Here is an 11983-nt window from a genome sequence, read left to right on the forward strand (position 1 = left end):
GGTGGACGTCCTCACTTGCGCTGGTCGCCGTAGAAGACCCAGTGGCGCGCGAGCGCGAAGTGGGCGGCGGTGAAGGCGGCGATGACGAGCAGCAGGATCCAGGCCAGGCCGGAGGCGTAGCCCATCCGGAAGTTGGCGAAGGCCTCCTGGTACAGGTACAGGGGCATCAGGAGGGTGGAGTCGGCGGGCCCGCCGGTGCCGCCGCTGATGACGAAGGCGGGGGTGAAGCTCTGGAACGACGTGATCGTCTGCAGCACGAGGTTGAAGAAGATCAGCGGTGTCAGGAGCGGCAGCGTGACGTTGCGGAAGCGCTGCCACCTGCTCGCGCCGTCCATCTCGGCGGCCTCGTAGAGCTCGACAGGGACCTGCTTCAGCCCGGCGAGGAAGATCACCATGGGTGAGCCGAACTGCCAGACGGCGAGCAGGACGAGGGTCCACAGCGCGTAGTCCGGCTCGGAGATCCAGCTCGGGCCGTCCAGGCCGAACCAGCCGAGGAACTGGTTGAGCAGTCCGTCGCCGGCGAAGACGCGCCGCCACAGCACGGCCACCGCGACCGAGGCGCCGAGCAGGGAGGGCAGGTAGAACACGGCCCGGTAGATGCCGAGCCCCCTGAGCCCGCGGTTCAGCATCATCGCGACGCCCAGCGCGAACGCCAGCTTGAGCGGCACGGAGGCGACGACGTAGAGGAACGTGGCGTTCATCGAGGGCCAGAACCTGCGGTCCTCGGAGAACATGAACGCGTAGTTCGCCAGGCCCGCCCACTTCGGATCGGAGAGCAGGTCGAAGTCGGTGAACGACAGGTAGAGGGAGTACAGCATCGGGCCGGCGGTGAACCCGATGACGCCGATCAGCCAGGGGGCGAGGAAGAGCAGGGCGTAGCGGGCCTCCGACCGCCTGGCCGACCTGGGCTTGCCGCGCCGTTCCTTCGTCTTGTGGGGCAGGGGAGAACCGGCGGCCCGGTGGGCCGCAGGCTTCACCCGGGTCTGGGTACCGGCCATCAGCGAAGGGCCCGCTCTGCCTCGGCGTACAGACGGTCCGCGCCCTCGGAGACGGACGCACGGCCGAAGCCGATCTCTTCGGCGGCCTTGATCAGCTCGGCGTAGACGGTGCCGGCGCCCTTGGCGGCGGGCACGTCGAGGGGAGTGACGTCCTGGGAGGCCGTCTCCAGGTATGCCAGGAACTTCTTGCCTTCCTTGTCGAGCGTCGGCTTGACGGCCTCGCGGACCTTCGCCGACGGCGGGGCGCCCCGGTCGATGCCGAGGAGCTTGCCGGTTTCGAGGTCGTTGACGAAGAAGTCGATGAGGGCGACGGCCGCGTCCGTGTTCTTCGCCTTGCTGTACACCGAGAGCCAGTTGGCGGCCTTGATGTAGGCGCCCGCCCGCTTCTCGCCCTTGGCCTTGGGCTGGGTGGTGAGGACGAGCTCGTTCTTCGTGGCGAGTTGGAGACCGGGCAGCAGGTTGCCGTAGTTGACGAAGTTGACGCATACGCCTTTCATCATGGGGATGTCGGCGTTGTTGCCCTTGAACAGCGCCTGGACGTCGGCCGGCACCAGGATCTTCTCCTTGCGCAGGTCGGCCCAGAAGCCGAACCACTCCTCCAGGTCCCCCTTGGTGAAGCCGAGGCCGCCGTCCTTGGTGTAGAGGTCCTTGCCCTTCTGGCGCAGCCAGGTCTCCAGGGCGTAGCTGACGCCGGAGAAGTCGTGACAGCCGAAGACGTCGCCGCCGGACTTCTTCTTCACGTCGCCGCCGAGGGTCACCAGGTCGTCCCACGTCCAGCCGGGCTCGGGGACCTGCAGGCCCAGCTTGCCCATCGCCGCCTTGTCGTAGTAGACGGCCGGGGTGTTGTCCCCGAAGCTGATCGCGACGAGCTTGTCACCGATCCGGCCGCCGTCCACGGAGGTCTGGTCGACGTCGCCGAGGTTCAGCGCCTTGCCCTCGTAGGAGCTGAGGTCGAGGAGCGCGTTGCGGCTCGCGTACTCGGGCACGTACTCGACCAGGACCTGGAAGGTGTCCGGGGCGTTGCCGCCGGCGGTCTGGGTGGCGAGCTTGTCGAAGTAGCCCTGGAAACCGCTGAACTCACCCTTCGCGGTGAGGTCGGGGTACTTCCGCTCGAAGCGCTTGAGCGCCTTGTTGGTGGCCTCGTGGCGGAGGTCCGAACCCCACCAGGCGAGCCGGACATCGCCGGTCACCCTGCCGTCGCCGGAACCGCCCGAGCCCGACGTGCTGCTGGTGCCGCCGCCGAGCCCGCAGGCCGCGAGAAGGCTCGCGGAGCCTATCCCCGCCGCCGCTCCCGTACCGAGGCGCAGGAGCTGGCGCCGATCGAATCCCTGTGTCACGTGAACCTCCTCAAGTTTGGTTCCATACAACTCTGTTGCACTGTGCGTGTCATTCCAGAGCAGCGCCGAGTGGCTGTCAACCCTCTGAACGAAGGCAGTCCGTCCTGTTCAGAGCGTTGTACGGAGGGCCCGGCCGCATGGCTACCGCCTCGACTGTTGTTGCGCATATTGCAACAAGTGTGAGGAGTGCCTGGTTGCCTCTGTTTCACAGAATGAAATACCGTTGCACTGAGCGATGCAACCGAGGAAAGCGCAAGATCACATACTGGTCAAGAGAGGTGACATGTTGCGTGACGCGCAACTGATACCGCAGGCGAAGGCGGAGCCGAGATCCGTGCCGCGCACGCTGGCCCGTGGCTTCCTGCTCCTGGAGCTGGTGGCGAGCAGCCCGCAGGGTGCGGGAGTGACCGACGTCGCCGCCCGATCGGGCCTCGACAAGGGGACGGTCTCGCGGCTGCTGTCCGCGCTCAAGGAGTTGGGCTACGTGAGTCAACGGCCCACCGACCGGCGGTACATCCTGTCCGGCAAGGTGCTCGTGCTGGCCCGCAGCTACGAGAACCAGCTCAACCTGCGGGACGCGGCCCGCCCCCACCTTGCGGCCCTGCGGGACGCCACCAATGAGACCGTGCACCTGGCCATCCGTGAGGGCCGGCAGCTCGTCTACGTCGACCAGGCCGAGCCCGACCGCGAGGTGCGGCTGGCCTCGGCCGTCGGGCAGAGCCTTCCCCTGCATGTCACCGCCATGGGTCGCGCCGTCCTTGCGGCCATGCCGCAGAAGGAACGTAACGCCTTGATGGGGCAGTTGGTCTCCGATCCGCATTTCGCCGAGTTCGTCGTCGACCTGGACCACATACGCGACGAGGTCGAACACGCCCGTCGCGACGGCTGGGCGACGGTGGCCCGGGACGACGAGGTGACCCGGGTCGGGGTCGCCGTCCTCGATGCGACGGGACAGCCGGTCGGTGCGATCAGCATCTCGGGGCCGGCCTACCGGACCGAGGCCCGCGTGGAGGAACTGGCCGCACTGTGCCGGGCCGCGGGCCGGAGGATCAGCGCGGCCCTGGGCGGCTGAGGAGGGGCGGGGCCGGGTGCCGGGATGTCAGTTCCCGGCCAGGGCCGCGCTGATCAGGCGCCCGGCGGCGAGGCAGTGGGTCGCCAGCTCCTCCAGGCGCTCGTCGCCGCGGTAGGCGGGGGCGGAGACGCTGATCGCGCCGACCGGCTCACCGGCGGCGTTGACGACGGCCGAGCCTACCCGGGTGACGTCGTCGTCGCGGCTCACCGTCGCCCAGCCGTCGCGACGGGCCCGCTCCACCTCGTTCCGCACGTGCTCCAGGTCGACGACGAACTCCGCGAAGTGCGGATCGGCGGTCAACTGCCCCACCAGCGCCGCGCTCTGCCCCGGCGGCAGGGCGCCGAGGATCGCCCGCCCCATCGCCGTGACGTGCAGCGGAAGGCTCTGCCCCACGGCCGAGGCCAGCCGCACCGCCCGGTCGGGCTGGGCCTGGTCGACGAAGACGAGCCGCCGCCCCTCCCGGACGGCCAGGTGCACGGTCTCCTGGGTGAGGTCGCGCAGGGCTGCCAGATGGGGCCGGGCCGTCTCCCGAAGGTTCAGCCGGCTCTCGTAACTGCGCGCCCAGACCAGCACCTTGCTCGTCAGGACGTAGCGGCTGTCACCGGGCCGCCGTCCCACGTAGCCCAGCTGGTGCAGTGCGGACAGGAGGCGGGAGACGGTTCCCTTGTCCAGGCCTGCGCGCGCCGCCACATCGGTTACGGCGGCCCCTTCCGGGCTGCCCGCGACCAGCTCCAGGAGCTGGAAGCCCCGGGCCAGGGTGCGGGAGGCGGGCTTCGGCTCCGATGACAATTGCGCCTTGTGCAACAAAACGTTCCCCCTGTGCGCGTCGCGCCGTGCTGACCTGTTGCGATGCACGGGACCTCGATAACGCTATTGCATCATGTGAAACACGGGCAAGTGTGCGTTGGTCATCTCCTGGGTGCAAGGTGGAGGCGAGGGTCGCCATGTTCGCCCCGTTCATCCGCCACTGACGCGGTATCGGTTCGCGGCGGAAGGCCGGATCCGCTTTCCGTCGCGACGCACCTCTTGACACCCCGGACCGTACTGACCTGCAATAGGCATTGCCTGCAACACGGTTGCATCAAATGCAACTTGCCGGGTCGATGTTCTCGTAACGCCTCCACCTCTCAGGGCGCCGATCCGCCGCCGGCCGGTCCGCGCGCCCACATGCACGCACTCCACCCGCACCGCTCCCGCAGCGGCGCGGGCCACCTCTACGAACAGGACTTGCCGATATGACCGTGACCGCTGCCGCCACCATCTACGGCTACGGTGTGCCCGTCGAGGAACTCATCGAGCGGTACCGCCGGCTGTACTCAGGCGCGGTGTACGACATCCTCGACGAACAGGGCCTGCCCTACCAGGCGCTCGCCCCCGACCTCAAGCCGGTCCGCCAGGACATGGTCCTGGCCGGCCCCGCCTTCACCCTCAAGGGCATTCCGGACTCCACCGGCAACGAGGACCTGCGCGGCAAGCGCATCCACATGTTCGGGGAGATGAAGGCCCAGGGCGTCCCCCTCATCGACGTCCGCGACTGCTCCTTCGACACCCAGGCCGCCCACTACGGTGAGATGAACGCCGTCGTCGGCAAGTCCTGCGGCGTCATCGGCGCCGTCGTCGACGGCGGATGCCGCGACACCGGCTTCCTCCTGGAGGACGACTTCCCGGTCTTCTGCCGCTACCAGTCGCCCGTCGAGGCCTTCCGCCGCTGGTCCTACTACGAGTGGCAGAGCCCTGTCGCCCTGCGCGGCGCGCTCTCCCAGATCGTCCAGGTCCACCCCGGCGACTTCCTCTTCGGCGACCTCGACGGCGTCGTCGTCGTCCCCCGCGAGGGCGTGGTGGACGTCCTGGAGAAGTGCGAGAAGCTGGTCACCACGGAGAACGAGACCCGCGCCCTGTTCGCCTCCGGTGAGGACCCCGTCGCCGTCTACAAGCGTTACGGCCGCCTCTGACCGATCGTCCGACCCCCGCAGGGGCGGCCGGAGCCGCCGCCCCCTGACTTTTCTCCCGGAGGACGAACCACCATGCACATCGCCGAGTACATCCGCCCCGGACAGGACCGGCTCATGCGGCTGATGCGCCAGTGCGGCGTCGATCACGCCGTGCTGCGTCTGCCCGAAGGGCCGGACGGCTCGATGCCCGTCGATTGGGAGACGGTGCGGGCCGCGGTGCGCCCCGTCCAGGAGGCGGGGATGCGCGTCGAGGTGCTGGAGCCGGTGCCGCCCATGGACAAGGTGAAGCAGGGCCTGCCCGGACGGGACGAGGAGATCGCCCGCGTCCACACCCTGCTGCACACGATGGCCGCGCTGGACATCCCGCTCCTCTGCTACAACTTCATGGTGTTCGGCTGGGGCCGCACCCGCATGGCCGAGCCGGGCCGCGGCGGCTCCCTCGTCACCGGCTTCGACGCCGCCGACCTCGCCGATCTCCCCTCCCACCCCGAGGGGATCTCCGAGGAGCAGATGTGGGCCAACTACGCCTACTTCCTCGACGCGGTCCTGCCCGTCGCGGAGGAGACCGGGATCCAGCTCGCCGTCCACCCGGACGACCCGCCGCTCTCGCCCTACCGGGGCGTCGGCCGGATCCTGCGCACGCCGGACCTGATCGAGCGGGCGATGTCGCTGTCCGACAGCCCGGCCCACGGACTCACCTTCTGCCAGGGCACGTTCGCCACCATGGGCGCCGACATCCCCTCCACCGTCAAGCGGTTCGCCGACCGCATCCGGTTCGTCCACTTCCGGGACGTCCAGGGCGACGCGACGAAGTTCACCGAGACCTGGCACGACGAGGGCATGACCGACATGCGGGCGGCGATGCGGGCGTACCAAGAGATCGGCTTCGACGGGCCGATGCGCTCCGACCACGTGCCCACCCTCGATGGTGAGCCCAACGATCACCCCGGCTACGAGACGCTCGGCCGCCTCTACGCCGTCGGCTACCTGCGCGGTCTCGCGGAGGGTACCCGCTGAACCGGCGCGCCCACCCGCTCACCCGCCCGCCCCCGGGGCGGCCGGTGAGCGGGTGGAGGCACGCCGACGGCCGGTCGGGGCCGCCGGCGTGCCGACCCGACCGGCTGTTGTGGCCGTTCAGCTGTTGTAGTCGTTCGCGATCTGACGGGCCACCGCGGCGCAGCGCTCGCCGAAGTGGTCGATCTCGGGACGCACCCGGTACGACGGCCCCGAGACGCTGATCGCCCCGATGGGGTTCCCGAGGGAGTCGCAGATCGCCGAGCCCACCCGCGTCACGTCGTCGCCCCGGTCCACCGTGGCCCAGCCCCGCTCGACCGCCAGCTCCAACTCCTTGTCCAGGCGCTCCCTGTCCTGGATGAAGTCCTCGTAGCGGTACTCGCCGAGCGCCCGCTCCAGCTGCGTCCGGCGCTCCTGGGCCGACAGCCTGGACAGCACCGCGCGCCCCATCGCCGTCACGTGCATGGGCAGCGTCTGTCCGACGGCCGAACTGTGCCGGACCGGCCGGTCCGGCTCCAACTGGTCGATGTAGGTAACCCGGTTGCCCTCACGGATCGCCAGGTGGACGGTCTCGTTGACCTCGTCCCGCAGCGCCGCGAGTCTCGGACGCGCGAGCATGCGCAGGTCGAGCTGGCCCAGGTACCCCTGCGACAGCCGGGTGAGCTTGCTCGACAGCGAGTACCGGCGGTCGGAGGGACGCTGGCGCACGTAGCCGCACTCACGCAGCGTGGACAGCAGCCGGGAGACGGTCCCGCGGTCCAGTCCCAGACTCTGCGCCAGGTCGCTCACGCGCGCCCCGTCCTCTGCCTCGGCGACCAGTTCGAGCAGTTGCAGACCACGCACGAGGGTACGGGCACCGGGTGTGGCGGGCCGCGGAGATTGGGGCGCATCACTCATGGAGTCATGTTGCACCATGCGAACACCTGCAAACAATCACACGTCAGACCGTTGACATGAGCTGTGCAACGCCGGAAGGCTGAGCGCGTGCTGCAAATAGTGCATCAAGCGTTCATCCAGTGCATCTACTGGTGGAATCGTTGGTGCGCCCTCGCACGGGACCGGCACGGACCGGCCTGACCGGCCGCGCGCAGCCACATCCCCCGCGCGCGGCGGCGCCCCGCCCGCGCACCGTGCCCCGCGCTCACCAGCCCTGCACGACGTCCGCGCTTCCCGTTCCCCTCGGGCGGCGCCCCCGGCACCCTCACGGGCGCGACAGCACCCCCCACCGGACATCCAGTTGAGAGAAGGGGCCCATGATGCACCCCGACAACGGCTCGGCAAGACCGGCTTCCGACGTCACCCGGCGCGCCGTCATGATCGGAGCGGCCGGCGCGTCGGCGGCGCTGCTGGCCGCCCGCGCCATCCCCGCGTCCGCCGCCCCGGCCGACGACTTCACGAAACTCCGCGCGGCCTGGCACTCCACTCTCATCGGCGCCTACGACGCCACCGACCCTGTCCTGAAGACATTCCTCGCCGACTCGGCCGCGTCCGCGAGGACCGTCCGGGACACCCTCGACACCTCCGGCACCCGCACCGCGCTGTGGCCCGACCTGACCTCGACCACCGACCCCTCGCACATCCGCAAGTCCATGGAACGGCTGCGGAACCTGGCGCTGGCCGTCAGGTCACCGGGCTCCCCGCTCTACGACAACGCCACCCTCACCGCCGACCTGCTCTCCGCCTTCGACTGGCTGCTGGCGAACCGCTACGGGACCGTCACCCGCTACAACAACTGGTGGGAGTGGGAGATCGGCACCCCGCTCGCCCTGAACGACTTCTGCGTGCTCATGTACGACCAGCTGACGTCCACCCAGATCAGCACCGCCGGCCGGGCGATCACCGCGTACGCCCCCGACCCCTCGAAGGTGAACGGCGGCCGGGCGACCGGCGCCAACCTGGTGTGGGCGTGCACGGTCGGCGCGGTACGCGGAGCGCTGACCGGGAGCGCCACCCCCTGGACACCGTCCGGGGCGCGGTGGGCGCCGTCTTCCCGTACGTCACCTCCGGCGACGGCTTCTACCGGGACGGCTCGTTCGTCCAGCACGCCAACTACTCCTACAACGGCGGCTACGGCAAGAGCCTGCTGTACAACGTCGCCTCACTGCTCTCCATGCTCCACACCTCCCCGTGGCAGTCCCCGAGCCCCGAGTCCGGCAACGTCTTCGCGTGGGTGCGCAACGCCTTCGCCCCCTACACGTACTTCGGCGCGATGATGGACATGACGCGAGGACGGGAGACTGCCCGCAACTTCACCAGCGACCATGTCGCCGGGCACCTGCTGACCGCCGGGATGCTCCAACTCGCCACCGTCGCCCCCGCGTCCGAGGCGAGGTACCTCCGGGAACTCGCCAAGCACTGGATCACTCGCGACGAGGCCCGCGACTTCTTCGCCTTCGACCCGCTCCAGAGCCAGCGCGTGGCCTCCCTGGCCCTGGCCCGCGCGGTGGTGCGGGACAGCGGCGTCGCCACCGGTGCGGAGTCCGTCGGCCACGTCGTCTCCGCCGGCATGGCCCGCGCGGTGCACCGCCGCCCCCGGTTCGCCCTCGGCATCGCCATGGCCTCGAACATCGTCAAGCCCTACGAGTCCATCAACGCGGAGAACCTCAAGGGCTGGTACACCGGCTGGGGCACCACCTACCTGTACCTGCCGGCCAAGCAGGCACAGTTCTCCAACGGCTACTGGCCGACGATCAACCCCTACCGCCTGCCGGGCACCACGGTCGACACCCGGACCCTCGGCACGGCCCAGGCGCTGACCACCACCAGCGTCTTCGCAGGCGGCGCGACCGTCGACGGGCTGGGCGCGATCGGCATGGGCCTGCGCCCCGCCGGCACCACCCTCAGCGCACGCAAGTCGTGGTTCTGCGTCGGCGACCGTGTCGTGTGCCTCGGCACCGCGATCACCAGCACGGACGGCCGGACCATCGAGACCGTCGTCGAGAACCGCAACACCGGTCAGAACGGCAGGACGGGCCTCGTCGTCGACAGCGCCGCCACGCAGAGCACCCCCAACGGCGCCCCGACGGTGCTCAAGAACCCCAAGTGGGCGCACATCGACGGCGTCGGTGGCTACGTCTTCCCCAGCGGCGGAACGGTCAAGGCGCTCCGCGAGGACCGCACCGGCAAGTGGAGCGACATCAACCGGACCTACCCCGACGACACCGTCTACAGCCGGCGTTACATCACCCTCTGGTTCGACCACGGCACCAGCCCGACGAACGCCACCTACGCCTACGTGCTGCTGCCGACCGCGTCGGCGGCGCAGACCAGCGCCTACGCCGCCGCACCGGACATCTCCGTCGTCAGCAACACCCCAGCCGTGCAGGGCGTTCGCCACGCGGCGGCCGGCATCGCGATGGTGAACGTCTGGGAGCCCGGAGCGCCCGAGACCGCCGGTATCACCGTGGACCGTAAGGCGTCGGTCGTCACCCGGGTCTCGAAGGGTGAGCTGACGGTCGCCGTCGCCGACGCCTCGAAGGCACAGACGGGGACGGTCCGGGTCACCGTCGACGCGAACGCGGCAGCCGCCGTCTCGACCGACCCCGGGGTCACCGTCGTGTCCCTCAGCCCGGCCGTCGTCCTCTCGGTGGCCGTCGACAACAGCAACGGCCGGACGTACACGGCACGGTTCCGCCTGCGCTGAACCGCTGCCCCCACCCCCGTCCGAGACGAAAGGACCTGACGTCGTGAGTCCAGCGGAGAGCGACGAACCCCCGCCGATCTACCGGCGCATGCTGCGCGAGCGCGGCGCCGCAGGCGCCTCCCCTCAGTCATGCCCCTGACGCTGCGAGCGGACCCGGCCCGGCGATGTCGCGGTGTACTGCTTGTACTGACGGCTGAAGTGGGCGAGGTCCGTGTAGCCCAGGGCAGCGGCCACCTGAGTGACCGTCATGTCCGTCTCCCCCAGGAGCTGCCGGGCGCGGCTCACCCGCTGCTGGATGAGGTACCTCGCGGGAGGCGAACCGACCCGGGCCGTGAAGCGCCGGGTGAACTGGGCGCGTGAGAGCCCGGTCCGGGCGGCCAGTTCCCCGACACTCCAGCGGCGCCCGGGATCGGACCGGATCTCCTGCCCGATCTCGTCGAGGAGCGCGTCCACGGGGCCGGCCTCCGGGTGCACGGCCTCGTCCCACAGCAGCGCGAGGATCTGCTCGACACAGAGCCGCGCGTGGTGCGCGCCGAAATCGTCCCCCCGGCGGTGCGTGGTCTCGCACCGCCGCGCGAGCCCTCTGAGCAGCGACGTGTCGCGCACCTGGCACCACTGCCCCGGTGGTGCGAAACCGCCCGCCGGCGCGCCTCCGGCGCCCGTGAACCTCATGCCGAACACGAGGAGCGGCCGCTGCGGATCGTGCGCGGCGACCGGCTCGTCGCCCGGCGCGAACACACAGCACACACCCGCGCTGAGCGCCTGAGTCCGGCCGGCCAGCGCGAGATGCCCGACGCCCCCGAGCACACACCACAGAACATGGTCCTCCAGCGGCGGCGGGTGCCACGACCAAGAGGGTTCGCAACGCCAGTACGTCGGCGCGGTGACCAGACGCACACCGGTTCGCTCGGCCAGCCATTGCGGCGTATGAGTCAAAGCATCAAGCCCGTGCGTGGATCGGCTCTGTTCTGAGGAAGGCACGAAAGCCATGCTGGCAGGGCGAGAGCGGAGGCGGAAGCCCCGCCCTGACACGTTGAGGAGAGGCATCGATGAGTGATTCCATCAAGGCGGCCTTCGACCGCGACGGGTACGCGGTGGCGCGGAGCATGTTCGCCGAAGCCGAGGTCTCAGCCCTGATCGAGCACTACATGGCGCTGCGCGCCCGAGGAGCCCGACAACACGACCGGGTCGGTCCGTCCTGGTCAAAACGGGACCCGCTGCGGCGGTACCCGCGCATGTCCCACATGCACCGCCACGACGACACCACGCTGCGCTGGCTCACCGACCCGAGGATCCGCGAGGTCCTCAACGACCTGCTGGGCCGGGACCCCTACGCGGTCCAGACGATGCTCTACTTCAAACCGGCCGGCTCCCGCGGCCAGGCCCTGCACCAGGACAACTTCTACCTGCGCGCCGAGCCCGGGACCTGCATCGCGGCGTGGATGGCGCTCGACCCCTCCGACGAGGACAACGGCTGCCTGCACATGGTTCCCGGCAGCCACCGCTGGCCGCTGTTGTGCACCGAGTCCGCCGACACCCGCGTCAGCTTCACCGACGTCAAGGTCCCGCTGGCCGGGCAGCACGAGGCACTACCCGTCGTCATGAGGCCGGGAGACGTGCTCTTCTTCAACGGGTCGATGGTCCACGGCAGCCTGCCGAACACCACGACCGACCGCTTCCGGCGGTCCCTGATCGGCCACTACATCGAAGGCGAGGCCGAACGCGTCGCCGAGTACTACCATCCCGTGCTGCGGATGGACGGCACGCCTCTGGACCTGGGCGTCAGCGAGGGCGGCGGCCAGTGCGGCGAATGGGTCGAGGAACCATCCGGGCCGGCCATCGTCCTCTCCGGCCGTCAGACCCTGACACGCAAGCACGAGTAGGCGCCCTCCGGAGGCTGCCTGCGGACTCGGCGGGCCGTTCGCTCCTCTCGCCGGCGGCGTCCGCCGAGCGCCCCGGTGACCACC

At 69.9% G+C, this 11983-nt stretch carries 10 protein-coding genes and 1 pseudogene; 6 read left to right on the forward strand and 5 right to left on the reverse strand.

The features are described 5' to 3' along the window. Window positions 1-11: 11 nt before the first annotated feature. Window positions 12-998: a carbohydrate ABC transporter permease gene (locus tag ACFWRV_RS01535; protein ID WP_384326751.1), complete on the reverse strand. Its 987-nt coding sequence runs from the start codon at window positions 996-998 to the stop codon at window positions 12-14. Next, window positions 998-2335 (reverse strand): ABC transporter substrate-binding protein, encoded by a 1338-nt coding sequence (locus tag ACFWRV_RS01540; protein ID WP_384326753.1) that lies wholly within the window; start codon window positions 2333-2335, stop codon window positions 998-1000. The genes ACFWRV_RS01535 and ACFWRV_RS01540 overlap by 1 nt, the downstream gene beginning before the upstream one ends. A 283-nt stretch (window positions 2336-2618) precedes the next feature. On the opposite strand from ACFWRV_RS01540, the gene ACFWRV_RS01545 reads away from it, so the two are divergent. Continuing rightward, entirely contained in the window at window positions 2619-3407 is a 789-nt protein-coding gene (locus ACFWRV_RS01545; RefSeq protein ID WP_384326755.1) for an IclR family transcriptional regulator, read from the forward strand. A 27-nt stretch (window positions 3408-3434) separates the two neighbouring features. On the opposite strand, the gene ACFWRV_RS01550 is transcribed toward ACFWRV_RS01545, so the two are convergent. Then, window positions 3435-4196 (reverse strand): IclR family transcriptional regulator, encoded by a 762-nt coding sequence (locus ACFWRV_RS01550; protein WP_384326757.1) that lies wholly within the window; start codon window positions 4194-4196, stop codon window positions 3435-3437. 446 nt (window positions 4197-4642) lie between these two features. On the opposite strand from ACFWRV_RS01550, the gene ACFWRV_RS01555 reads away from it, so the two are divergent. Together ACFWRV_RS01555 and ACFWRV_RS01560 are read left to right on the forward strand one after the other, a co-directional pair. Further along, window positions 4643-5359, forward strand: coding sequence for an RraA family protein (locus tag ACFWRV_RS01555; protein ID WP_384326759.1), 717 nt, complete (start codon window positions 4643-4645; stop codon window positions 5357-5359). 72 nt (window positions 5360-5431) lie between these two features. Beyond that, the gene (locus ACFWRV_RS01560) at window positions 5432-6376 is read left to right on the forward strand and encodes a mannonate dehydratase (RefSeq protein WP_384326760.1); all 945 of its coding nucleotides are present in this window, start codon (window positions 5432-5434) and stop codon (window positions 6374-6376) included. Between the two features lie 117 nt (window positions 6377-6493). Here ACFWRV_RS01560 and ACFWRV_RS01565 read toward each other — a convergent pair whose 3' ends face one another. Next, window positions 6494-7270, reverse strand: coding sequence for an IclR family transcriptional regulator (locus ACFWRV_RS01565; protein WP_384326762.1), 777 nt, complete (start codon window positions 7268-7270; stop codon window positions 6494-6496). Between the two features lie 416 nt (window positions 7271-7686). Between ACFWRV_RS01565 and ACFWRV_RS01570 the strand changes: the two are divergent. Continuing rightward, window positions 7687-8301, forward strand: a pseudogene (locus ACFWRV_RS01570) (hyaluronate lyase); the annotation flags it as partial. Between the two features lie 47 nt (window positions 8302-8348). Beyond that, a complete protein-coding gene (locus ACFWRV_RS01575; protein WP_384326764.1) occupies window positions 8349-10016 on the forward strand; it encodes a polysaccharide lyase family 8 super-sandwich domain-containing protein in 1668 nt (555 codons plus the stop codon). A gap of 123 nt (window positions 10017-10139) precedes the next feature. Here ACFWRV_RS01575 and ACFWRV_RS01580 read toward each other — a convergent pair whose 3' ends face one another. Continuing rightward, the gene (locus tag ACFWRV_RS01580; protein ID WP_384326766.1) at window positions 10140-11006 is read right to left on the reverse strand and encodes a helix-turn-helix domain-containing protein; all 867 of its coding nucleotides are present in this window, start codon (window positions 11004-11006) and stop codon (window positions 10140-10142) included. Between the two features lie 59 nt (window positions 11007-11065). On the opposite strand from ACFWRV_RS01580, the gene ACFWRV_RS01585 reads away from it, so the two are divergent. Then, a complete protein-coding gene (locus ACFWRV_RS01585; RefSeq protein WP_384326768.1) occupies window positions 11066-11899 on the forward strand; it encodes a phytanoyl-CoA dioxygenase family protein in 834 nt (277 codons plus the stop codon). Window positions 11900-11983 lie beyond the last annotated feature (84 nt).

Source organism: Streptomyces sp. NPDC058576 (assembly GCF_042718715.1).
In the GTDB taxonomy this organism is placed as follows: domain Bacteria; phylum Actinomycetota; class Actinomycetes; order Streptomycetales; family Streptomycetaceae; genus Streptomyces.

What these genes read in the sequence shown, in the direction of transcription:
- ACFWRV_RS01580 (WP_384326766.1), bottom strand. Translation starts at nt 11,006, where the DNA reads ATGGCTTTCGTGCCTTCCTCAGAACAGAGCCGATCCACGCACGGGCTT.
- ACFWRV_RS01585 (WP_384326768.1), top strand. Translation starts at nt 11,066, where the DNA reads ATGAGTGATTCCATCAAGGCGGCCTTCGACCGCGACGGGTACGCGGTG.
- ACFWRV_RS01565 (WP_384326762.1), bottom strand. Translation starts at nt 7,270, where the DNA reads ATGAGTGATGCGCCCCAATCTCCGCGGCCCGCCACACCCGGTGCCCGT.
- ACFWRV_RS01535 (WP_384326751.1), bottom strand. Translation starts at nt 998, where the DNA reads ATGGCCGGTACCCAGACCCGGGTGAAGCCTGCGGCCCACCGGGCCGCC.
- ACFWRV_RS01545 (WP_384326755.1), top strand. Translation starts at nt 2,619, where the DNA reads ATGTTGCGTGACGCGCAACTGATACCGCAGGCGAAGGCGGAGCCGAGA.
- ACFWRV_RS01560 (WP_384326760.1), top strand. Translation starts at nt 5,432, where the DNA reads ATGCACATCGCCGAGTACATCCGCCCCGGACAGGACCGGCTCATGCGG.
- ACFWRV_RS01555 (WP_384326759.1), top strand. Translation starts at nt 4,643, where the DNA reads ATGACCGTGACCGCTGCCGCCACCATCTACGGCTACGGTGTGCCCGTC.